This window comes from Paenibacillus sp. 10L310 (assembly GCF_056395745.1).
This window is the reverse complement of sequence record NZ_JBFTKC010000017.1, coordinates 1-23,071: the sequence shown is the minus strand read 5'-3', so window position 1 is coordinate 23,071 and position 23,071 is coordinate 1. Positions and strand designations below refer to the sequence as shown.

Below are 23,071 nucleotides of genomic sequence, written 5' to 3'. Positions count from 1 at the left end.
TCTAATAGTCCGTGTTTTGAACTACCTCTAATACTCAATATCGCTGGAGAAATATTTGAACTGTATGACGGAGATGACAATGATGATAATCGCCAGTACAAACGACTGAGCCGAAGCCAATCCGAACTCATAGAATTTAAATGCCGTTTCATAGATCAGATAAGCGATTGTTGTTGTCGCAAAGTTTGGTCCACCCTGTGTCATCAAATATACCGAGATAAACACCTGGAAGGATGTAATGACACCCGTGACGAGCAAATACAGCGTCGTTGGTTTGAGCAGCGGCCATGTAATCTTGCTGAACTGGGTCCAGCCGCTGGCATGATCAATATCCGCCGCTTCGTACAGCGATTTCGGAATACCGCCCATGGCTGCCAGATACAGAATAATGCCCGCTCCGTGCGATCCAAGCCAGTTCATCAGAATGAGGGAAAAAAGTGCCGTTCCCGACTGGCCCAGCCAGATTACCGGGTCAAGGCCGAACAGACCTAGGAAACGGTTGAGCAGTCCTGAATTCGTCGGGTCAAAGATCGCCAGCCATACAATGGAGATGGTCACCCCGGAGGCTACCGCAGGCAGATACATGGTAGCTTTGAAAAATGTCTGCCATTTGCTTTTCATCTGATAGATGAAATAGGACAGTACAAATGTAATGAGAATATTGACCGGGACTGTGCCTACGGTGAAGATGACTGTATTTTTAATCGACTTCCAGAATGTCTCATCCTTCACCAAACGCTCGTAGTTATCCAATCCAACCCACGTCGAGTTCATAATATTGTATTTCTGGAAGCTCATCACAAGAGCCGTCAGAACGGGATACAGTGTGAAAATGAGAAACAGCAGGACAGGCGCCAAAATAAACAAATACGCCCACCCGTAGTCTCGCCAAAACCGGGCAACCCGGGAAGTCCGGGGCACTGACGATTTTGGCGCAAGGGCGGTCTGCATGGCGAATCCTCCTCTCCTAATCAGTGTGGTTTTACGTTATGTTTGATTGTCCGAGTTATTGTCCAAACATCTGCTGGCCTTTGCTCTTGAAGTCTTCTGCGATCTGCTCCGGTGATTTTTCACCCGAGAACAGCGCCTGAATATTAGGCTTCACAACCTGTTCCTTGAATTGTTTTTGCTGAGATGCTTTGTCGATATCCAGTTCAAGTACAACCGGCATCGCGATATTCTCTGCCATGACTTTTGCAGCAGCCAGATTATCCGGTTGACCAAGCTCTTTTCCTTTAAACAGATCCACCTGGGACTGTCTTACGAATGGAAGCGCCAGTTCATTGGCCGAGTTCCCTGCTTTGGCACCACTAAGCGCCTCCATCACCAGGAACGTATTTTTGGCATGCTGTTCGCCCTTGTCCTTTTTCTGTTTGAAGGCTACATACCCTTCGCCGCCCATCGTTGTGGCCGCAGGTTGATCATCATTATGTGGTACAGGCAACAGGACAAAATCAATCTTTTCTCCCTGCACCTTGCCATCATCGATGTCCTTGTTGCGATTCTGAATCATCACATCATAATAAGGAATCGCTTTGGAAATAATCGCCGTTTCCCCCGCGTAGAACATATCCGTCCGTTTCGCTGGAGCGAGAGCCGCCGTTTCCTTCGGCATATACCCTTGATCCATCAGGTTTTTGATAAAAGAGAGGGTATCCAGAATGCGACCATCATTCCATTGGAACGTGCCGTCTTTATCAAGAACATCGATCATCCCGTTGTTACGAGACAGCATTTCAATGAAGTCAAGCGAGGTTCCGTCGGTAACCAGTGCATATTGCTTGGCCCCGCCATCCAGCGTTTTGGTCAGCTTGGCAGCAGCATCGTTGAATTCGGACCAGGTCCAGCCATTTTGTTGAATGGACTTCCAATCAATGCCCGCTTCCTCCAGAATGCGTTTGTTACCACCCCATGCCCATTGGAATTGATACAACGGTAGTCCGTACTGTTTCCCCTGAATCTGGCCTAAATCAAGCGTACCTGGCAGGTAGTCGTCCTTGATCTCAGGTGTCAGGTAGCTGTCCAGCTCAAGTGCCAATCCCGTATTCACATATGTGCCGTCTACGCTATGAAAGTAAAGATCCGGCGGATTACCTGCGTTCAGAGCGACATCGAATTTTTTGGGCCCTTCCGCCCAGGAAAGCATTTCCGTCTTCACGGTAATGTTCGGGTGTTCTTTATTGAAATCAGAGATTAGATCCTTCAGTTCATCTTCATATGTGCCATGTACAGGATAGGTCCATACCGTTACCGTATCATCGGCATTCGGGTCATCCGAAGCAGCACCTCCGCTATTCCCACAGGCTGTAACCCAGACCATCATCAACAACATTGCCCATACCAGACCCTTCTTTTTCATCCCTTCATCTCCTTTGCATGTCATCATCCGATTCTTTCATTGCCTAACCATGCTACCCCTTTGTGATCGTTCGGCCTTCAAACGCAATCCACCTATACACGCGGCAGTAAGGAAAAGCACCTCCCCTGTAGATTGGGCCTGCCAGTCGCAGGCTAAATCTCTTAAATGCAATATTAACGTCAACTTAATTGACAATAACAGTATTAATTCCTTCCAAAATTGTAGATTGAATTCATTATATGAGTTGTAAAATAAAAATTCAACATTATTTTTTATCATAAAATTTAATTTTACTTTTTCTTTTCATGCAACTATACTATGTAAAAAGAAAACCCAAGCAAGCGAGGTGAGCCACTTTGCGAGTATATGTAGGCGTAGATGGAGGCGGTACCAATACTGATGCAGCAATCATTTCTGAATCTGGTGAAATTCTTGCCCGACTCAGCGGCGGTCCCACGAATCCTCACAGCGTATCAACTGAACAGGCCATTTCCGAACTGCAACGAGTGCTGGAACAGCTATTTAATCTAATAAGTGATTTATCGACAAATTGTGAGGGTATATGCCTTGGTATGTCAGGTGTAGATACGATCCAAGAACGGCAACTTATAGCCGAAGCAGTAAATAACTATATGAAGAGTCGTAATCAACAGGCATCAGAAGGTTGTCTAGTCTGGGTTGTATCCGAAGGAGAGATTGCTCTGATGGCCTCTCTCGGACATACGCACGGTGTATTGTGTATCTCTGGAACAGGTTCCATCGTGTACGGATTTACGCGGGAAGGCGAGCGATACCGTGCAGGAGGCTGGGGTCATCTGCTCGGAGATGAGGGGAGCGGCTATCGTATTGGGCAGCGTGCACTCCAAGTGGTTATGCAGAGTTATGACGGTGTTCTTCCTCCAACCCGTTTAACCCCGCTTCTTCTAAAGAATCTGAACCTTCGGGATATATCGGAGTTAAAGACGCGAGTGTATCAGACGGATTGGGGCAAAACCGAGACCGCATCCATCGCCCGCCTAGTTATAGAAGCTGCTGAACTCGGAGATGTGGCCGCCCGCGCACTGATCATTGACGAAGCCTCACAATTGGCGGATACCGCCAAGGCGCTGATTGCACGTCATCCCGATTTTGCATCCACTCCGGTTGTCCTGTCCGGATCACTGTTTCGATACGCTGCACTTTTCCGAAATACATTTATTCAGAAGTTATCGGAATATTATGGAGAGTTGGACTTTGTATATCGTGAAGATGCCCCCGCTCCAGCGGTTGGCGCAGCACAACTGGCACGAAGACGCTGTTCCCTGAATGAATCATTTTAAAAGAGAGAAGGAGGCCATACGGATGAATCACTTGCTGAATTCACTACTAACAGAACAACCCAATCCACTAACGGATCATATAGATGAATTGCCTTCGGCAGAAATTATGGAGCTCATTAATAAGGAAGATCAACGGATTGCGGAGCTCATTCAGCCCCTCATTCCGGTCATTGCTCAAGCTGCGGATCGGATCTTGGAGGCATTTCAGTCTGGCGGCAGGCTTTTTTATGTAGGCGCAGGTACCAGTGGACGATTAGGAATACTTGACGCTTCGGAATGCCCGCCTACCTACGGAACCCCGCCCTCCATGGTGCAGGGTATTATTGCAGGGGGATTCCGGGCAGTGAAGGACCCGGTTGAAGGTGCTGAAGATAGTGAGGAGTTGGGAGCTGCGGACCTTGATGAACATGGCTTAGACAAAAACGATGTCGTGGTTGGCATTGCAGCCAGTGGACGAACGCCGTATGTGCTGGGTGCGATGAGGCACGCCAAGGAGATCGGGGCTACGGTGATCAGCCTGAGTAATAATGCAGGCACGCCGATGACCCTGTTGGCTGATGTGAGCATTGAGGCTGTTGTCGGCCCAGAGGTTGTCATGGGTTCAACACGTATGAAGGCAGGCAGTGCACAGAAAATGATTCTGAACATGCTCACCACTACCGCCATGATTCGTCTGGGCAAGGTTTACCGTAATTTCATGGTTGATCTGAACCCTTCGAACGAGAAGCTTGTCCATCGGGCCAAACGCATGATCCATCTGGCAACCGGAGCAAATGAAGCGGATATTGAAGAGGCTTTTACCGGTGCAGACGGTCATGTAAAAACGGCAATCGTCATGCTGATGGCAGGCGTGGACGCAACGGAAGCCCAGCACAGGCTTGATCTGGCTGACGGATTTGTCCGTAGCGCCATTGCGGGGCCTTCCTGAGCCGTACAAGGGGTATTATTAGAGGTTGAAAGAGAGGAGCCCAACATTAGTCCGGGCTCTTTTTTTTATTTTTTTATACTAAAAGCGGATATAATCCGTCAAAAAATCCCCTCCTGCATGAACAGAAAGGGATTCATATGGTTTTACTTCACTTGTGCTCCAGAATAGCCTGTCGGCTCTTCTCCAAATATTCCACCGACTGGTTGTAATCCCGACTGGCAATCGCTAGATACAAAATATCGATCACGTTCAGCTGTGCAATCCGTGACGAAGTTGCTCCGCTTCGAATATCACTTTCGGTGGAAGTAATCATCAGGGGTACATCCGCCATACTACTGAGTGTATTGCTGCCCCACTTGGTAATGCTGATTGTCGCTGCACCGCCATCGTGAGCATGCTTGAGACAGGAGATTACGTTCGAAGTCTCCCCTGAATACGAGATACATACCACCGCATCATCCTCACGAAGCGTCGTTGCGGACGAAATCTGCATATGCGGATCGGCGAACGAAAAGCTTGTGCGATTGATTCGCATGAACTTGTAATGTGCATCCAGCGCAATCAGGTTGGAGGCCCCTACTCCATAGAAGAAGATCCGGTTCGCCTGATGAAGCACGTCCACGGCTTTTTCCACCAGACGTGGGTCCAGAATATGAACCGTGTCCTTCACCGACTGAATATTGTTTGCGGACACATGCTGAATAATGCTCTCCATGGAGTCCTGGGGACGAATCTCCGTATATTGATATGGCTCACTCGTCTGCAAATCTCCGGCAATCTTCAGCTTCAGCTCCTGAAAACCCGTTACACCTAGTGATTTGCAGAGACGGATAATGGCAGCTGGGCTGCCTCCACTCCGTTCAGACAACTGGGCCACCGAGGATTGAACAGTTTCTTGCGGGTGATCGAGAATATAAGCTCCGATCTTCCGTTCGGACGGGGTCAAGTCATCCATTAATGCGCGTAAACGTACAAGTCCACCTTTCATGCCTTCCATTCGCTCCTCCTTTCCGTACTGCATTCATGTACAAGCATTTTATCTTATAATTCCACTCGCGTCTAATCGAATTCCTCGCCCTTCCATAACTGAACTCATATTAAATTCAGGTCTCACTAAAGTGTGAGATTGCCCGAGATTACGGCGTGTTTTGCGCCGGTTACTGCCGGAAGTGTATTGGTTCTTCCCATAAGTGCCTCATGGCCAAGTAAAGCAAATCCAATGGCTTCCCGAGCATCATCGGGTATACCATAATCTTCCGTTCGCTCCAAACGGATATCCTTCGGTAGTCTCTGACGGATCATCTCCATTAACGTGGCATTGGAAGTGCCACCACCGCACGCGAGCATGGCCGATATTTGCACCTTGGGCAGAATAAAATCTTTCACTGCACGCACGATGGTTTCCGCGGTCAGACAGGTGGCAGTAGCCAGCGTATCTTCAAGAGATAAGGAACGCTTTGCGGCCATCTCCATCAGTCTCACTGCATACGCGGCTCCATATACTTCTCGCCCGGTACTTTTCGGTGGAAGTCTTTTGAAATACTCATCCTCCAAACACAGGTCTACCAGACCCTGATCGACCTTTCCCTGTGCGGCAATACTTCCATTCGGATCATAATGCTGCCGCCCATCCGTTGCCTGCCGCACAATGGCGTCCATCACCATATTCCCTGGTCCCGTATCAAATGCCGAAATACCTTCGGTAAAAGACTCGGAGGGAAGCACCGTCACATTGCCAATACCACCGATATTCTGCACCAGCCGTCCTTCCGTCGGGCTACGGAACATCAGAGCATCCGCATAAGGCGTAAGCGGGGCACCTTCCCCACCAGCGGCCATATCCCTTGCCCGCAGGTTGCCAATCACTGGCAGTCCTGTCCGTTCTCGAACGACAGCACATTCACCGATCTGCAATGTCGATACCACATCAATACTTGCTCCCGTTGGCCCTGGAAATGCAGATGCTACAGGAGCATGCCATACCGTCTGCCCATGCATGCTAATCATATCCACCTGCTGCGTTGAGATACCAGCAGACTGCATCAGTTCCGTAACGCTATGCGCATACCACTCCGATACACCAAAATGCGCGGCTGTCAGCTCGTCGACACGCGCCGTCCTCGGTGAACATAACCGGATCAGTAGGTCTCTCAATCCATTCGAATACGGCACACAGACGAAATCAACCAGCTCTATCTGCTGTAATGCCCCGCTCATATCGGTTTGAATACGCACCAGTGCCGCGTCAGTTCCATCAAGTGACGTTCCTGACATTAGTCCGATGACCAGATGCTCCTGCTTCAAACGATACTTCTCCCACATCGGATAGCTGCCTGTATCCATCCACTTCCAACCTCCTGCAAGACCCGATGAACACGTCATCCTGCCATAATTTCACCCAGTATATGATATTAAATTTCACAAGTCAAACATTATATGAAATTTAATTACATCATTGAAAATAAAAAGAGAGATATTCATCCCATTTGCGATCACACATCATGTTTTCTTCCATCAATTGATAATTAGATATCAGAAGAGAAACATTTTTACATTTTTACCGTTTATAATATGTAGGGATATTTTGGAATTAAGAAAATGATCTAATATTAGTCGAGGTGCATAATGAAGAAAACCATTTTACTACTGTTTTTGAGTCTATTCTTACTCGTTTTGCTCCCTAATCAGGGAAATGCCGCTACAAGCACGTCGAAAATCTTTATGGATGGAGAGGAATTAGTCCTCCCAAGTGATGTACAGGTGACGATTATCAATAAAAACGTGATGATCCCAATTCGTGTCGTTGCCGAAAATTTGAAATTCAAAGTCGATTGGAACCAACAAGCACGCACTGTAAAAATTCAGCAAGATCAACAGACGATTTCCCTAACCGTCGATCAAAAGCAAGCCATGGTTGCTGACAAACAAGTCACTTTGAACACAGCACCGCAGATTTTGAATAAAACGCTGGTGGTGCCCATTCGATTTGTCAGTGAACAGATGGGGCTTAAGGTGAGATGGAACAATCAAGACAAGATCGTATACTTAACGAACACTAGTAAGGAACCTGCTATTGAACCAGGAAATAGTCCTGGAAAAGGGGATTCAAGCTCTACCGCTCAGGTTACCGATATCCAATTTGCCAATAATCAGCTCGTGTTATCCACCGATGGGGCCGTTCAGCCGATAGTAACGACCCTCAAGTACCCTGATCGTCTGGTTGTGGACTTGCCCGGAGCCACCTTTGGTGATATCTCCCAGCCGCTGGATCAAGGACTCAATGGCAAGTTGGATGTGAGCGGTTATCCCAATGTGACAGAAGTGAGATATTCACTGTTCAAACGAGAACCGGCACAAGTTCGCATTGTCGTAGAATTGAATAATGTGAAGAATGTCCAGTACAACCAGAACGTCATTGCCGACAAATTGATTATTGATCTGAATGTTGCGGGTGACAATGTCACACCTGCTCCAGTCACTCCAGTAGGCGACTCAGGACGCAAGGTTGTGGTCATCGATCCAGGACACGGTGGCAGTGATCCAGGGACGATCAGCATCACGAACAAACCCGAAAAGGAATACAATCTGGCATTAGCTCACAAAGTACAAGCCCTGTTGCTCAATGAACCCAATATCGAATTGGTGATGACTCGTGAAGGTGATACCTATCCGACCCGCCCTGAGCGTGTTCAACTCGCCAATCAATTAAATGCGGATGTATTTGTATCTATCCATGGCAATAGCGTGAAGTCCGCCCCCCAAGCCACAGGTACGGAGACATATTATTATCAACGCAGTAACAGCAAGGAATTAGCTACTATCATTCATCAACGTTTGGTGAAAGCCATGGGTCTCAGAGATCGTGGTGTGAAAAATGGCAACTTGGAAGTAATCCGAGACACGACCATGCCTGCAGTGCTTTTGGAAGTAGGATTCTTGAGTAATGTAATCGATGAAGAACTGATGTCGTCCGAAGTTGTTCAGATGAAAGCCGCTCAAGCGATAGCCGATGGAATCAAGGAGTATTTGGGCCTATAAATCATCAAATAAATCAGATAAAGGAAGTGTTTCTTTGAATAAGAAGCTAGGTTGTGCACTTATATTATCATGCTTGATCCTTATCGGAGTTGGATGTGCCCAGAAGCCAGTGAGCCAATCCGGTTCGAATGAACCTGCTGTTCAGGGAGGACAGGTGCAGGCACCAAACCCATCCGAAACGGAGGTGGATCTGGGCACAATGAATACACAAGTCGTTGATGTATATTTGGCAGACTCTCAGGTACTTGAGCTAGAGAAAACAGAGCAGGAAATTGAGTACAAGGATGACTCCGAAAAATATGAAAAAACATTTGCAGCGTTGCAAACAAACACCGATTCAGAGCTTGTTTCCCTCTGGGAGCAGGTGGAATTGCTCTCTGTCCAATATGCTGAGGGTACGGTAACTTTGGATGTTCATATCCCCGCTGAAGCGAACCTCGGTACCAGTGGAGAATTGCTCGCATTGGAAGCTTTAACAACAACGATGTTTCAATTTGATGAAGTGAAGAGTCTGGATATACTGGTGGATGGTGAAGCCGTTGATAGTTTGATGGGTCATGCCGAACTGGAGCACCCCATTCATCGCGAACCCTAAATGATCAGACAACAATGGAAAAAGAACGTCCCCAGGGACGTTCCAATCTGACGCATCAATTCGATTCATACACAATTCACACATATAGCTCGTCACCAGCAGACAGTGAATGTATCACTGTTCCCGGTGACGGGCTATTTCTGAGCAATCCTTCTTTTAATCTGTCCGTCTCTGCCCGGTCAGCATGCACAAGGACCGTATGCCTTGCTGGAACCTGATGCAGCATCCGTTCAACATCCTTCCAGCCCTGATGTACTTTATAACGTATTTTCCGCACATCACACACTCCATACTTGTCAGGAACCCGTAGCAACTTATCAGCAAATGTACCATGAGCAACATGCCCAGTGAGCAGGATCAGATTCTCCTCCCTGTCCGATAATTGACTATAGTACCAACGGGCAAGCGAGGACTGCATCATGCCGTCCGGAATGAACCATAGCGAAGCAGCATGATGTTCCAACAGTTGTTCCCGCTCTTGGGTAGTAGTAGGCAGATCCCATCCCCGTCCAGTCAGAAAGCCATCAATTTCGTCTTTCAACGAACTTCCGATGACACGCTCTCCCTTCTCCCTCAACCAATACGGAACATGCATAAGCTGCTTCATCCCTTCCACCAGCCCTTGTTCCACTACGATTGGAATAGCCGGGAATTGTTGTTGTGCCCACAGTATGATCTCCTGTCCACGCCCTACGACAGGCATAGGTAAGAGCACCTTTCCACCTTGAGCAATCGTCTGGCGAATGGCTCGTTCAAGCTGTTCCAGTTTGTCGGCCTGTGTATCCTGGTCCGTACCGTAGGCCGCATCAATGATCGCCAGATCCACCAGCCCGACGGAAGATATTGGCGCAGCGTCTGCTACGTTTGCTCTGCCTGCTCTGAATGCTCCATCTGCTCCATTGGATGAGAAATTCCTCTGCTTCATGGGTATCTCCGTGGATACGAGTGTTCTTGACGACGCTTCTGATGCAACAGATGTCTGATCTGGTGACGTTATGAGTTCTCCAGCCTTTTGCCCACTGTTTATAGCAATTAGTTCCTCCGCGCCCCACTGTTCACTGCTCGGAGTATCGAACAACGTATCTTCACGAATCATGTTTTCCCGTAAGAACGCCTCCGCTGGATAATCCTCCTGTAAAAGCATCGATTCGGACGTGTAGTCCCCGGAATAAAAAATCCGCTTACCTTCCATTTCAACCCCAAACCATACCGATCCAGCCAGATGTCCACTCCGGCCCCACATCACTTTTACTCCAGGAATGGGTTCGAACCAGGTTTGGGATACAACCTCATCCTCCAGATACCGATAACGAATAGCCTGCTCATCTGCTTCATCGTAAGGGAGCTTCTCTCCGACACGTTCTGCAAACCTTCGCCAGTTGGCAAAATACGTACGTAGTTGCGCCCTCGTCTCTCTCGTCGTCCACACTTCACCCTGGTAGCCCATCTTGTACAGCAAAGGGATGGCGACCGAATGATCCTCATGGGCGTGGGACAACAGGACCGCATCCAGTTGCGGGACAATCTCCGGGTCAATCATCGGATACTCGCCCGTGCCTTCTTTTTTCACACCACAATCCAGCAAAAGGTGGAACTGGCTCCCGCTCAGGAGATAGGCGGAACGTCCGTGTTCCCCTGCACCGCCCCATACGTTCAGTTTGATCATGATGCATTCCACTTTCTCTTTGAATTCAGCAGTTCGATTCCCAGCAGCATCAGCACCGTCATGCCTACAGTCACAACAGCCATTGCCATTCCCAACGACACCTGACCTTGTTCAAACTGGGCAAAAATATACGTAGCCGACGTCTGCATCGACGGCGGAAGAATCAATAACGAACCTACCAGCTCCCGGGTAGCAATCGTAAAGGTCATCATCCAGCCGGCCAGCATGCCGGGCAGGATCAGCGGGATCAGGATTCGCCGCAGAATATACAGCGGCTTCCCGCCAAACACTTGCCCAGCTTGGAACAACGTTCCGTCAATCTGGGTAAAGCTCGATTTTACATACTGCACGGTGTAAGGCAAGAAGAGCACAACGTACGTGAGCACAACCATGCCATAGGTGTTATACAACGTGACTGGCATCCAGGGTGAGTTCCAGAACAGAATCAAACCCACCACCATCACGATACCCGGCACCGTATTAGGCAACAGACTGAACAAGTCAATCACACGCTGCATGAATGAAGATGATCTGCCGATCGCCAGCGCAAATCCAGTTCCGATAATAACAGCGACCGTTGAAGCCGCAAGGGATAGACCGAGACTGTTCCCGATGGCCTTCATGCTCACCGATCCCCAAGATAACAGCTCTTTGTAATGATCCAAGGTCAGATTATCAAATGCAATTCCCGATCCCCGTAACTTCATGGTCGAAGCGGCGATGATGGAGAAATACGGGATACCTATCGACAGGATCAACAGGATTGCAAGATACGCCCCGCACAACCATCCTGCTCCGCCACGAAGAGAATATCGCTTCGAACGTTGCCCTTTGCCACCGACCAGACGATACGTGAACTTTCGACTCATGGCAGACTGCATATACCACATCACCAGACAGACGGAGAGCAGCACCGATGCCAGCGAAGTCGCCTTGCCGAAGTCAATCGGCCAACTGGAGATGTACTTATGGATCTCGGAGGTCATGACATAATAGCCAATCTTGCGCCCAAAGGTCGCTGGTGTTCCGAATTCCGCAATCGTTTTGACAAAGACCAGCATGATCCCCATGCCGTAAGATGACAACAATAAGGGTAAAATAATACGTCTGAAACGGTACCCTGCACGTGCACCGTGCACAGCTCCCGCTTCTTCCAGATTGCCACCGATGCGGATCAATGCATCCCGAAGCAGCAGATACAGGAATGGGAACAAGTGCAAGCTCATGATGAGCACCATGCCCCAGAAGCTGAAGAACAGCTCACTCCAGCCCGCAGATGAGGGCACCCATTGCTGCAGATATCCCCCTTTTTGCATAAACAGAATCCAGCCCATCGAACCGATATACGGCGGGGTCATGAACGGAATCATCAGGATTACATCGACCCAGCGATGCTCGCCCATCCGAGTCTTCGCCATCATCCATGCCAGCGGCAGCGCCAGCAGCGTGGTTACCGCTACAACGCAGATACCAAGCCAGACGGAGTTCAGCAATACACCTGATAGATGATGACCGGTAATCGTGCGAATCGGAGCCATCCAGTCCCATTGTCCATCCGGATACACACTTTGCCAGAAGATCAGCAAGAGCGGCACGCCAATGCTTATGGTCAGCAGAAAGAGGGCCAGAATCACGCCCACTCTCCGAAAAATTCGGTTGTTGTCCATTACAACAGGTTTCACTACGTTCACCTCACATGACTTTCCACAGACAGCAGGTATTCCTTTTGCCTAGTTGTCTCTATCCTTGTTCTTCTTATTTAAAAGTCTCGGAAAAACGCGCCGCTGTCTCTTCGCCATGTTCGCTCATCCAGTTCCAATCCACTTTAAGCTGTGGAATATCCTTCACATTGGCACGGTTAGTCGCTTCAATGTCTTCGCGGCCCGGAATCAGATAAGCATCAGCAACGAGCTTCTGTGCTTCATCGGACAACAGGTAGTCAATGAACGCTTTGGCGTTCTCTACATTTGGACTGGATTTCAGAATCGCTGCCGGTCTTGGGCTGATTACCGTGCCTTCCTCAGGATATACGATATCCAGTGGTTCGCCTTTTGCCTTGGAGGAATACGCCATGTAGTCCACACCTGCTGCTACGATGCTTTTGGCACCCGTAATGACTGGATCAAGTGCTTCCTGATTGGCGCCTGCCATCGCTACACCATTGGCTTTATAGGCACTCAGCAGATCCCAACCTTTTTCACCGTTCGCGCTCAGATATCCTGTGATGAAGTCGAGTGCTGAACCTGATAATGTTGGGTCGGGAATGTTCACTGCATCTTTCCACGCAGGCGTAGCCAGCTCTGCCCAACTTGTTGGGGGTGTAGATACCAGTTTGGTGTTATACACAATACCCAGTGCGGAAGCACTGCTGCTGAAGTAGTTGCCCTCTGCATCCGACCAATCCTTGTTCAGCTTGTCTGCATTGGCTGCGTCCGGGTAAGGCATAGTCAGTCCATCGGCTTTCAGAGCCTGTGCGGAAGGTAAAGAAGCCAGAATTACAACGTCTGCAACCGGATTGGATTTCTCAGCTTCCATACGAGCCAGAATTTTTCCTGTCGTTCCCTGAAACATCTCAACTTCGATCCCTGTTTTGTCTGTAAATCCGCTCACGATGTTATCTGCCAGCTTCTGTGGGCCAGCACTGTACAAGACCAACTTGCCACCAGCCGGTTTCGTTGTTTCTGCCGCTGCTGCTGTGTTTCCTTCACCTGCGGGTTGTGCTGCGTTGCCTGTGGTGGAGTTCCCTGTGCTACATCCGAACAAACTGATACTCATTACCGCTGTTAATAACAGCATTGCGCTCTTTTTCCGTGTTTTCATACCCAACATATTCGTCCATCTCCCCTGGTTTCTTATAAAATGTGTACTTCTGCTTCCAACTGCGTGCTCGTTCAACAATTTAATATGCCACTGCGATCGCTTCATTCTGCTTCATACTCGGGTGGTCATAACCCTCCATTCGGCATATCCGCTCAGGGGTTACATAGAGCTGCACCCGCTCCCCTACGCGCACCCTTTGGTTCATATAGGCTGTCCATACCCCAAGCCCTTCCATCTGCACTCGTACTTCATATCGTTCACCTACATAGCTGACACTAAGTACCGTCCCCGGATAACACAGATCGTCATGACCTGTTTTGTTCCAGGTGACATGCTCTGGACGCACCATCGATTGATTAGGCGTGAGCCAGTTGGACTTTCCGATAAACGAAGCGACATACGGATCACTTGGCGCCGAGTAGATCGTTTCCGGGCTTCCCTTTTGCAATATCCGCCCCTTCTGCATCACCACAATCTCATCCGACATCGACATCGCTTCAATCTGATCATGTGTGACGTACAGCGCAGTCAATCCCATGTCCCGAACCAGTGACATCATCTCAATCCGCATCTCTTCCCGGAGTACAGCATCCAGTGCACTCAGTGGCTCATCGAACAGGATCACACCAGGTCTAACCGCTACGGCTCTGGCAAAAGCAACCCGTTGCTGCTGTCCACCAGACAGCTGATGAGGATATCGGTCTTCCATGCCTTGCAGGCGAACCATGCCAAGCGCTTCGTTCACCTTTTGCCGCAGATCAGATTTCTGTTTTCCGGCCTTCAGGCCAAACGCTACATTTTCGTATACGGTCATATGCGGCCATAATGCAAAATCCTGAAACACCATGCCCAGATTACGCTTGTGTGTTGGTATATCAATCCGCTTCGCCGCAGAGTAGATACACTGACCATCTGCACGAATCTCCCCCGCGTCCGGCTGTTCCAGCCCGGCCAACATGCGGAGCAGTGTTGTTTTGCCACAGCCGGATGGGCCGAGCAGGGTCGTGAACTTTCCATGTTCAAGCGTTAGATCTGTCGGCAACAGTGCGGGTGTTTGATTAAATGATTTTTGAATTCCTGTTATCTCTAATTTCATAAGCATCCCTGCCTGTCTTCTGTTACTTGATCTCTTGCACTGTTCTCAGTCTAACGTCCGCTTTCGCGAGTTGTATGTCTTGTATGTAAAATTGGAATTAACTTTTTAGATGAATTCTGTTGATGTTCATAGATTAAATCTATAGAAGGTGAACTAAATTAATTTTCATGTTGTCGCTTCGATTACAGTACCATCTTCCGATCGCTGTTATCCCCAGATTTCTTATATTCCCTTTATGAAGGGAATATAAGAAATCTGGGGATAAAGGCGAACGCTTCGCTTCTTCAGATTGGTTCTGTACTCTCCGTCTTTATGAAAAACATTAGATCATCTTATATATTGGGGCTAGTAGAAGTGAGAGGAGTGTTAGGACATTGAATCTGATCAAATTACAAATTGTTGAGCTGATCGATAAACATCATCACATGACAAGCGTGGCCGAGTTACTGGGGATCAAACAACCTACCGTTACATTTCATATGAAGTCATTGGAGGAAGAGATGGGTGTGCGATTATTCGAATCGCGCAGTGGAAAGACCTTTTTAACCGAAGCCGGACAAGCTCTGCTCCATTATTCCGTCAAAATCAATGCTCTGACCCAAGAGGCAAGGCGGGTCGTAAAGGAATATGACAGCCTCTATCGGGGCACCCTGCACATTGGAGCAAGCTATGTACCGGCTACATATTTGCTGCCCACCATACTCAATACCTTTTCTCAGGAATTCCCGGGCATTCGTATCGTCTTATCCGTCAAACCATCACCTGTTATTCGCGAAATGTTAATTCGTCATCAGATTGATCTGGGGGTGATCTCTTCCGAGCCATTTGTTGGACCCGCCCTGCAAGCTGAGACGCTGTGTGAAGATGACTTAGTATTGATCTGTTCCCCACAACATGGGTTGGCCCAGAAGGATGCTTTAACACCAGATCATATCGCGCAGATTCCTTTTGCCTTACATGGCAATGAATCCAGTACACGGCGGCTAACCAATCAATGGCTTGCGCAACATGATATTCGTTTGCGGAGTACCGTGGAGATGGATTCCCTGGAAGCGATCAAACAGCTCGTGTTAATCGGGGGGCATGTCTCATTCATGTCTCGGATGGCGGTACAGTGGGAGGAACAGCACGGGCTCATTCAAGTTCTTCCAATTCCGGGAGAGCAGGCACCGCGCCATATCTATACGGTACATAACAAGGATCGCCACCCTTCCGTTCAGGTAAACCGCTTCAAAGAAGTGCTGCGAGAGGTGAGTCACGGCTTCCCCATTTTCCATGGCTGATTGCCCTGATCCGCTATAAACTATCGTTTGCCATTCATCAAATCTATACAGGGTTAACGCAATGTGCGCTTCCCTTTAATCGCTTTCATATATTCGGGCGATAAAGTGGGATCTGTACGTTAATCCAGATTAGGAGAGTGATTGGTTTTGAAAAAGTGGAAAAAGGTAACCGCCTCATTGATGTTGAGCATCGTAACATTGGGAAGTGGAATGACATTTCTGGGAGCACCCCAGGCTTCAGCTGCTGCCAATGCCGTTCCTGCTTATGAAGTAAAGTTTCTGGCCAAGCCGGAACTTGTATTGAATACAGATGGGACACCACGCAGTGAAGTGATCCAGACACTCGGCCTAAATTCCACGCCAAGAAATATTAACGTAGAGTACTTCGACACCAATGCTCTCGGATTGGATCAACAAGGATGGAATGTTCGTTTTCGCAAAAAGGATGATAAAAATAACTACGAATTGACTTATAAAAAACGCTACCCTGTGATCAATGGCGATATCAACGCAGCGCTGACTCTGGCTAACCAAGAGGGATTGACAAATCAGATGATAACTACGAGGCTGAGATTGATTGGGGATACGGCAAACAGACGCTGAGCTTCTCCAACACCAAAAAAGTCGATACCAAAGCGACAGGAGTCCAACTTCCTTCGCAGCAAGAAGCCTTGAACATGTTACTGGACAAGCTTCCGGGCAAATTGAAAAACTGGTCTGCCTCCAACTGGGGCAAGCAGCAATTGACTCAATCCCGTGCATATGGTCCAATCACATTCCAACGATATGAAGGTACATGGAGTGGTCAAGAGCTTACACTCGAAGTATGGCCGATCCGTGACGCAGCAGGTACAGGTATTGAGAATATCGTAGAGGTTTCTTTCAAAACCGATGATACTGTAGCCGTATCCGGACTGCGTACCCAACTGTTGCAGTTGCTGGAGAACAACAACTGGCTGATTCCGGCTGATGGCTTGAAAACACAGACGATTCTGGAAAGATACTAATCGCAAGCTCTAATTAAAAAGACAAGTTCCTCTTCCTGCGGACATCGTAGGAGAGGGGCTTGTCTTTTTTTGCGTAGTGAATTAAATGATCTGTTATTTAAGTAATTCTACGATTAACATCAGTTAAGATTTTCACTAATTATTCGCTCAACGGTTTAGATGATGGGAACTATGTATTGGCTATTTTCCAACTCGGTAACCTATTTTAATTCAAGTTATAGTGGAAAGTTACGCGGTTCAATGATTAGAATTCGCTATTTCATTTTCATATTATCATATGGACTTCTTATTTGAATGACAATATGCGATAATTGATAATTATTCTCAAATACATCATATGTAATGTTACTATTGCAAGTTAAGGAGGGATTCTGGTGACTTTGCAAGTCTTTCCACTGATATCTAACGGTGACCATACCCGTGACCTATATGCAAGATTCAAGACATCCGAAGTTCTCGATCAAGCGTCTTTTCTTGCCCCATTCGTATTAGCGGACTCACATCTTCTGCTCATCTGTACTGGCGGTGAAGCCGATATCCGTATTGGGCATAGGCTGAATCATGCCACACTCGGCAAGATGTATCTGATCCTGCCAGGAACAGCGATAGAATATACAACGGATGAGGTTCATCCTTTACAGGGCATCGCGATATATTTTGATATGTTGAAGCCTCTCTCCGACATCAATAAAGCTACTTCCGGATCTACTGTAATGGAGGTATACCAAAAAGGGTTACTTCGTTCGGCTTATGCTGATGAGTTACCGCATGAACTTTTTCAGGAATGTACCAGAATTGCCTCACAGCTCCATGAATGCATCTCTGTACCTCAAGAAAATCGTCCATTTCGTATTCAGACTTTGATGCATGAATTGTTGACCCATGTGTATGCTCCTCCCAAAGAAAGTGCAATAGGAGATTCCGAACACACCTCTGCTTTGGATCAAACGCTTGAACTTATTGAGCTTGGATATGCTGAGCATCTTTCTCGGGAAGTTCTTGCCGGAGTGGCAGGCATGAGTGTATGGCACTATTCGCGGGTATTCAAAAACCGCACTGGCATCAGTCCCATGGAATACGTGAATAACATCCGCATGGACCGAGCCAAAGAGATGTTGCTCGTCCCCGGCCAAACCATCAAACATATCGCCTCACAGGTTGGTTTTCAGGACGAGTTTTACTTTAGTCGCAAATTCAAAAAATATGTTGGCGTGTCTCCCTCTACCTATCAACGGCAGAAACGCAGTAAAATTGCCACTCTCTCCTTCGGAACCACTGGCCATCTGCTGGCATTACAGATCATTCCCCATGCGGCATTGATCGATAACCGACGGGATCAACACAGGAATCTGTTTTTCTCGAATATCCCTTATCATCTGGGGCGTAGCAAACGAATGAATCCTCATATCTGGCAAACCAACGTTGAGTTGTTGATGCAAGCGAGCCCTGACCTTATACTCTGTAATGAGTACGAAGCCCATACGTTAAAAAGAACGCTACAGCGAATTGCGCCTACCATCGTTATCCCATGGAAAGGATTGAGCTGGCGGGAACACTTCATACAAGTTGCCTCCATTGTGGGACAGCAACAAGATGCTCAGCAATGGTTGGAGCAGTACGATGACAAGGTAATCCAAGCCAAAGAGCAGCTTACTCATTTAATCGGTAAGGATACGGTCTCCATTATTCATATCATGATGGGTCATCTGTTAATCTACGGGCGACGCAATGGGGGCGCTGTTCTATATAACGACCTGGGCGTGGCGCCTTCACATGATCTGCTTCCAGGGCAAGTCTATCGTGCATTGGATGAACAGGAGTTGCCTCAAATGGTTGGAGATCGCATGTTACTGATTGTGGACCAGGACTCAGAATCCCAGCAACGTTGGCATAAACTACAACATACTCAGCAATGGCAAGATTTGATGCCTGTGCAGAACCAACATGTATATCTGCTAGATGAAATGCCGTGGTTGGATTATTCACCATATGCTCATGATCAGATCATCGATGAAACCCTGAAACTTTTTGGTGGAACTCAGCACATTAATCCATGACCGGATAGCACAGAAGGCTATGTCTCCCCCAACATGAGACCGCTACAATATAAAGTGTACTGAGAATCAATATCATTAGAAACACAGGGGGATTATGATGTACAAACAGCAATATGTCAAAATAACGGGAATCCTGCTCATACTCGCCATGTTACTTGTTGCGTGTGGACAGACACCTGCAAGCACTTCGCAGCCATCTGCAGATGGCGTAAAATCAGCTGCGGGGACAGATGGCGACTCATCCACTGAATCAGCTACTAAGACCGTGGAGAGCGCCAGTGGCAGCAAAGAAATCCCGGCACATCCTGAACGGATTGTGTCCATTAATATGGAGGATATTCTCCTCTCCTTGGAGGTACCACTGGTACTTGCTACACCTATTGGCCGGCAAGATTATCTGAATGAGCAACTTGAAGCCCAAGGCGTGGCTGTCGAACCCATTAATGAAAGTGTCAATTTTGAAGCTGTAGTTAGCGCCAATCCGGACCTCATTATTGCCAATGCCAGTTTGGATGCCAAGATTCTCGAACAACTCGAGAAGATCGCGCCTACGATCACTTATGATCGCCGTAATTGGCAGGAATCTATCGTGCAGGTAGCTACTGCGCTAGATATTGAAGAGCGGGCTGAACAGCTTTTACAAAAAAATAAAGACCAAGTAACTGAAGCTCAGAAGCTCGTAGCCGATATCACCAAGACCAAACCTACAGCTGCATTCCTGCGCCTGGAAGAGAAGGATATGCGTTTGTTCTTCTCTTCCATTCCATCCACGCCATTTCCAGCTTCCAGTTATGTAGGAGCGGGTTATGAGGTTGGATTCACTCCCGATGCTCTCGTTACCAAACTCGAGGCAGAGAACCCGGATCGGATGAATGCCAGTATCTCGGTAGAACTTTTGCCTGAAATCAAAGCAGACTATCTGTTTATCGTGTCCATTAGCTCAGATGGGTCAGCTGAAGCGTTGCAAAAAACAAAAGATGAACTTAATGAAATCCAGCAACTCCAAGTATGGAAAAGCCTACCCGCTGTCCAAAATGGTCATGTCTATGTCCTCAATGCTAAGAAATGGCTCATTGACGGCCCCATTGCCGAATCGCTCAAACGTAATGAGATGCTCGAAGTTCTTGGGCTACCTGCTCCATAATAGTCAATATACCTCTGTTTCATTCACAACAAACAAAAGGAGATCTACCGAAAATCCGGTGAATCTCCTTTTGTTTTAATATTTCAAATGGCCTCATTCAGTTCTGTTTCATGAAAAATCATTCTACATGCTTAACAGCTAAATGTATTTCATGTACACCTTTCTCATCCTGCAATTAATTAGGGATAGGTAATCATCAAAATCATATATAACTTTCCGGCTTTTAATATATTTTGAAATTTTGGGCTGTTTCAATCCCAAGTGCACTCTGGATAAACGTATTAGCCACTTTCTCTACAGGTACAGGATTAAATCCAATAAAGAAATCCTTATATTTTTCCGCCGACTCTACAAACAGATTAGGACTAACCGAATTCAAACGAATGCCTCTTGGTAACTCAAACGCTGCCGCTTTGGCAAACGAATCAATAGCCCCATTGACCATAGCACTTGATGCACCTTGCTCAATAGGGTGGTCTTGTATAATGCCACTGACCAGCGTGAAACTCCCCTTGTCGTTAATATAGTGCTGTCCAATCAATACGATATTGACCTGTCCAAGCAGTTTACCCTGCACACTAATCATATTGTTCTCAGGTGTCAGTTCTTCGAGTTTCGCATAATGGGTCTGGCCCGCCGCCACAATGACGTAATCAATATTTCTCACCGTTTCGAAGAGGGTAGTAATACTCTCTGTCGACGTCATATCCACCTGAACATCCCCGGATTGTCTACCTGCTGTAATAACCTCAACGGAATAATCTTTCAGTTTCGCAACAACGGCTTTACCTAATGTTCCGTTTCCACCAATGACCAGAGCTCTTTTCATTACTGTTTGTCCTCCTTTATAAATAAATGCGGTTAATCAGATACGAATTGTTCTATTTATTTAAACAAAGATTTCATCCTTAATCAAATGACAATTGACCCTATTTTAAATAAATTACACTTATTCTTTTTAACACAAAAAAAGCCTTTGCTATAAGCAAAGGCTCTTCTATATGTTACTAGGAAGCGGGTGATGGGAATCGAACCCACGCTATTAGCTTGGAAGGCTAAAGTTCTACCATTGAACTACACCCGCAAATAAAAAAAATCGGGATGACACGATTTGAACATGCTGAGAGATTCGAACTCCCGGCCTTTTGATTCGTAGTCAAACGCTCTATCCAGCTGAGCTAAGGGCGCAAATATTGGAGCGGAAGACGGGAATCGAACCCGCGACCCTCGCCTTGGCAAGGCGATGCTCTACCGCTGAGCCACTTCCGCAAAACATATGGTGCGGTCGAGAGGACTCGAACCTCCACGGGGGTTAGCCCACACGGACCTGAACCGTGCGCGTCTGCCAATTCCGCCACGACCGCAAAATATAATGGTGAGTCATGAAGGGCTCGAACCTTCGACACCCTGATTAAAAGTCAGGTGCTCTACCAACTGAGCTAATGACTCGTAATGAAATGGCTGGGGATATAGGATTTGAACCTATGCATGACGGAGTCAAAGTCCGTTGCCTTACCGCTTGGCTAATCCCCATTAAAAAATCATGGGGCGATCGAGGGGAATTGAACCCCCGAATGCCGGATCCACAAACCGGTGCGTTAACCACTTCGCCACGACCGCCATAGAGTAAGCCATTCATCCACTAAGAGAATCTTAGTATTAACAATTTTACTTGTAATATACATTCTATCACAAATTCAGATGTAAATACTAAAAATGGTGCCGGCGAGAGGACTTGAACCCCCAACCTACTGATTACAAGTCAGTTGCTCTACCAGTTGAGCTACACCGGCACGGTGTATATTTAATTAAAAAATGGCGGAACCGACGGGATTCGAACCCGCGATCTCCTGCGTGACAGGCAGGCATGTTAGGCCAACTACACCACGGTTCCAGATCACTTTCTCAAGGAAAGTATAATTGCGGGGGCAGGATTTGAACCTGCGGCCTTCGGGTTATGAGCCCGACGAGCTACCGGGCTGCTCCACCCCGCGTCGTTATAAAGTTATATGGTGGAGGCTGAGGGGATCGAACCCCCGACCCTCTGCTTGTAAGGCAGATGCTCTCCCAGCTGAGCTAAGCCTCCATAATATGACCCGTAGGGGATTCGAACCCCTGTTACCTCCGTGAAAGGGAGGTGTCTTAACCCCTTGACCAACGGGCCTTACTGGCTCCCCGAACAGGGCTCGAACCTGTGACAACTCGATTAACAGTCGAGTGCTCTACCAACTGAGCTATCAGGGAATGGTGGAGCCAAGCGGGATCGAACCGCTGACCTCCTGCTTGCAAGGCAGGCGCTCTCCCAGCTGAGCTATGGCCCCATACWCTGGTGTATTTCTTGTTGTGGTCTTGCTATGGGCCCTGGTGGACTCGAACCACCGGCCTCACCCTTATCAGAGGTGCGCTCTAACCAACTGAGCTAAGGGCCCTTATCAATTTTCGAAAAAAAATACCCCAAWGGGRWWTCGCTTGGCGGCGTCCTACTCTCCCAGGACCCTGCGGTCCAAGTACCATCGGCGCTAGAGGGCTTAACGGTCGTGTTCGGGATGGGTACGTGTGGAACCCCTCCGCCATCGCCACCAAACGCRTAGCTTACAWTTCAGAGTTGTTGTTCTCTGAAAACTAGATTCGAAACGAAACATGCGAATTAYMACTTGCTATTGGATAAGCCCTCGACCGATTAGTACTGGTCAGCTCCATGCATTGCTGCACTTCCACCCCCAGCCTATCTACCTCGTCGTCTTCAAGGGGTCTTACAT

The 23,071-nt window shown here is 47.7% G+C and carries 16 protein-coding genes, 14 tRNA genes, 2 rRNA genes and 1 pseudogene; 8 read left to right on the top strand and 25 right to left on the bottom strand.

Going from position 1 to position 23,071, the window contains the following annotated elements:
* Positions 1-27: 27 nt before the first annotated feature.
* Both AC1DE7_RS25495 and AC1DE7_RS25490 read right to left on the bottom strand, forming a co-directional pair.
* Positions 28-951 (bottom strand): carbohydrate ABC transporter permease, encoded by a 924-nt coding sequence (locus AC1DE7_RS25495; RefSeq protein ID WP_253505095.1) that lies wholly within the window; start codon positions 949-951, stop codon positions 28-30.
* Between the two features lie 55 nt (positions 952-1,006).
* On the bottom strand, positions 1,007-2,359 hold the full coding sequence (locus AC1DE7_RS25490; RefSeq protein ID WP_036673010.1) for an ABC transporter substrate-binding protein: 1,353 nt from the start codon (positions 2,357-2,359) through the stop codon (positions 1,007-1,009).
* Positions 2,360-2,715: 356 nt separating this feature from the next.
* On the opposite strand from AC1DE7_RS25490, the gene AC1DE7_RS25485 reads away from it, so the two are divergent.
* Together AC1DE7_RS25485 and murQ are read left to right on the top strand one after the other, a co-directional pair.
* Positions 2,716-3,678 (top strand): N-acetylglucosamine kinase, encoded by a 963-nt coding sequence (locus AC1DE7_RS25485; RefSeq protein WP_477535441.1) that lies wholly within the window; start codon positions 2,716-2,718, stop codon positions 3,676-3,678.
* A gap of 22 nt (positions 3,679-3,700) precedes the next feature.
* Positions 3,701-4,606: an N-acetylmuramic acid 6-phosphate etherase gene (gene murQ / locus AC1DE7_RS25480; protein WP_477535440.1), complete on the top strand. Its 906-nt coding sequence runs from the start codon at positions 3,701-3,703 to the stop codon at positions 4,604-4,606.
* A 148-nt stretch (positions 4,607-4,754) separates the two neighbouring features.
* Here the strand turns inward: murQ and AC1DE7_RS25475 are convergent, their stop codons facing one another.
* Together AC1DE7_RS25475 and AC1DE7_RS25470 are read right to left on the bottom strand one after the other, a co-directional pair.
* Positions 4,755-5,594, bottom strand: coding sequence for a MurR/RpiR family transcriptional regulator (locus tag AC1DE7_RS25475; RefSeq protein WP_036616797.1), 840 nt, complete (start codon positions 5,592-5,594; stop codon positions 4,755-4,757).
* A 125-nt stretch (positions 5,595-5,719) separates the two neighbouring features.
* Positions 5,720-6,949 carry an anhydro-N-acetylmuramic acid kinase gene (locus AC1DE7_RS25470; protein ID WP_477535439.1) on the bottom strand — a complete coding sequence of 410 codons (1,230 nt, stop codon included), beginning with the start codon at positions 6,947-6,949 and terminating at the stop codon, positions 5,720-5,722.
* Positions 6,950-7,258: 309 nt separating this feature from the next.
* Between AC1DE7_RS25470 and AC1DE7_RS25465 the strand changes: the two genes are divergently transcribed.
* The gene (locus AC1DE7_RS25465; RefSeq protein ID WP_477535438.1) at positions 7,259-8,644 is read left to right on the top strand and encodes an N-acetylmuramoyl-L-alanine amidase; all 1,386 of its coding nucleotides are present in this window, start codon (positions 7,259-7,261) and stop codon (positions 8,642-8,644) included.
* Between the two features lie 34 nt (positions 8,645-8,678).
* A complete protein-coding gene (locus tag AC1DE7_RS25460; protein ID WP_340018961.1) occupies positions 8,679-9,239 on the top strand; it encodes a GerMN domain-containing protein in 561 nt (186 codons plus the stop codon).
* Between the two features lie 76 nt (positions 9,240-9,315).
* On the opposite strand, the gene AC1DE7_RS25455 is transcribed toward AC1DE7_RS25460, so the two are convergent.
* The 4 genes from AC1DE7_RS25455 to AC1DE7_RS25440 all read right to left on the bottom strand — a co-directional run bounded on the left by AC1DE7_RS25455 (position 9,316) and on the right by AC1DE7_RS25440 (position 14,821).
* Positions 9,316-10,905 (bottom strand): MBL fold metallo-hydrolase, encoded by a 1,590-nt coding sequence (locus tag AC1DE7_RS25455; RefSeq protein ID WP_477535437.1) that lies wholly within the window; start codon positions 10,903-10,905, stop codon positions 9,316-9,318.
* The gene (locus tag AC1DE7_RS25450; protein WP_076254000.1) at positions 10,902-12,572 is read right to left on the bottom strand and encodes an ABC transporter permease; all 1,671 of its coding nucleotides are present in this window, start codon (positions 12,570-12,572) and stop codon (positions 10,902-10,904) included. The genes AC1DE7_RS25455 and AC1DE7_RS25450 overlap by 4 nt, the downstream gene beginning before the upstream one ends.
* Before the next feature lie 88 nt (positions 12,573-12,660).
* Positions 12,661-13,734, bottom strand: a complete 1,074-nt coding sequence (locus AC1DE7_RS25445) for an ABC transporter substrate-binding protein (protein WP_101314834.1) — start codon at positions 13,732-13,734, stop codon at positions 12,661-12,663.
* Between the two features lie 70 nt (positions 13,735-13,804).
* The gene (locus AC1DE7_RS25440) at positions 13,805-14,821 is read right to left on the bottom strand and encodes an ABC transporter ATP-binding protein (RefSeq protein ID WP_477535436.1); all 1,017 of its coding nucleotides are present in this window, start codon (positions 14,819-14,821) and stop codon (positions 13,805-13,807) included.
* Between the two features lie 374 nt (positions 14,822-15,195).
* Between AC1DE7_RS25440 and AC1DE7_RS25435 the strand changes: the two genes are divergently transcribed.
* From AC1DE7_RS25435 to AC1DE7_RS25420, 4 genes and pseudogenes are all read left to right on the top strand, one after another.
* Positions 15,196-16,104 (top strand): LysR family transcriptional regulator, encoded by a 909-nt coding sequence (locus AC1DE7_RS25435; protein ID WP_076253950.1) that lies wholly within the window; start codon positions 15,196-15,198, stop codon positions 16,102-16,104.
* 180 nt (positions 16,105-16,284) lie between these two features.
* A pseudogene (locus tag AC1DE7_RS25430) lies at positions 16,285-17,111 on the top strand (hypothetical protein).
* A gap of 374 nt (positions 17,112-17,485) precedes the next feature.
* Complete coding sequence (locus tag AC1DE7_RS25425; protein WP_477535435.1) at positions 17,486-19,168, top strand: helix-turn-helix domain-containing protein; 1,683 nt, start codon at positions 17,486-17,488, stop codon at positions 19,166-19,168.
* Positions 19,169-19,265: 97 nt separating this feature from the next.
* Positions 19,266-20,312: an ABC transporter substrate-binding protein gene (locus tag AC1DE7_RS25420; protein WP_477535434.1), complete on the top strand. Its 1,047-nt coding sequence runs from the start codon at positions 19,266-19,268 to the stop codon at positions 20,310-20,312.
* Between the two features lie 223 nt (positions 20,313-20,535).
* On the opposite strand, the gene AC1DE7_RS25415 is transcribed toward AC1DE7_RS25420, so the two are convergent.
* The 17 genes from AC1DE7_RS25415 to AC1DE7_RS25335 form a co-directional block, all read right to left on the bottom strand.
* Positions 20,536-21,141: a short chain dehydrogenase gene (locus AC1DE7_RS25415; protein ID WP_036672991.1), complete on the bottom strand. Its 606-nt coding sequence runs from the start codon at positions 21,139-21,141 to the stop codon at positions 20,536-20,538.
* A gap of 184 nt (positions 21,142-21,325) precedes the next feature.
* Positions 21,326-21,396, bottom strand: a tRNA-Gly gene (locus AC1DE7_RS25410).
* A gap of 110 nt (positions 21,397-21,506) precedes the next feature.
* A tRNA-Gly gene (locus AC1DE7_RS25405) sits at positions 21,507-21,581 on the bottom strand.
* Between the two features lie 8 nt (positions 21,582-21,589).
* Positions 21,590-21,676 (bottom strand) — tRNA-Leu (locus AC1DE7_RS25400).
* Positions 21,677-21,685: 9 nt separating this feature from the next.
* Positions 21,686-21,761 (bottom strand) — tRNA-Lys (locus AC1DE7_RS25395).
* Positions 21,762-21,770: 9 nt separating this feature from the next.
* Positions 21,771-21,845: transfer RNA gene (locus AC1DE7_RS25390), tRNA-Gln, on the bottom strand.
* An 11-nt stretch (positions 21,846-21,856) separates the two neighbouring features.
* A tRNA-His gene (locus AC1DE7_RS25385) sits at positions 21,857-21,932 on the bottom strand.
* 97 nt (positions 21,933-22,029) lie between these two features.
* Positions 22,030-22,105: transfer RNA gene (locus AC1DE7_RS25380), tRNA-Thr, on the bottom strand.
* 23 nt (positions 22,106-22,128) lie between these two features.
* Positions 22,129-22,206, bottom strand: a tRNA-Asp gene (locus AC1DE7_RS25375).
* Positions 22,207-22,232: 26 nt separating this feature from the next.
* Positions 22,233-22,306: transfer RNA gene (locus AC1DE7_RS25370), tRNA-Met, on the bottom strand.
* 16 nt (positions 22,307-22,322) lie between these two features.
* A tRNA-Val gene (locus tag AC1DE7_RS25365) sits at positions 22,323-22,398 on the bottom strand.
* A gap of 6 nt (positions 22,399-22,404) precedes the next feature.
* A tRNA-Glu gene (locus AC1DE7_RS25360) sits at positions 22,405-22,476 on the bottom strand.
* Positions 22,477-22,480: 4 nt separating this feature from the next.
* A tRNA-Asn gene (locus tag AC1DE7_RS25355) sits at positions 22,481-22,556 on the bottom strand.
* Position 22,557: 1 nt separating this feature from the next.
* A tRNA-Ala gene (locus AC1DE7_RS25350) sits at positions 22,558-22,633 on the bottom strand.
* 34 nt (positions 22,634-22,667) lie between these two features.
* A tRNA-Ile gene (locus AC1DE7_RS25345) sits at positions 22,668-22,741 on the bottom strand.
* Between the two features lie 38 nt (positions 22,742-22,779).
* Positions 22,780-22,896, bottom strand: a 5S ribosomal RNA gene (gene rrf, locus AC1DE7_RS25340).
* Positions 22,897-22,972: 76 nt separating this feature from the next.
* Positions 22,973-23,071 (bottom strand): 23S ribosomal RNA (locus AC1DE7_RS25335); the annotation flags it as partial.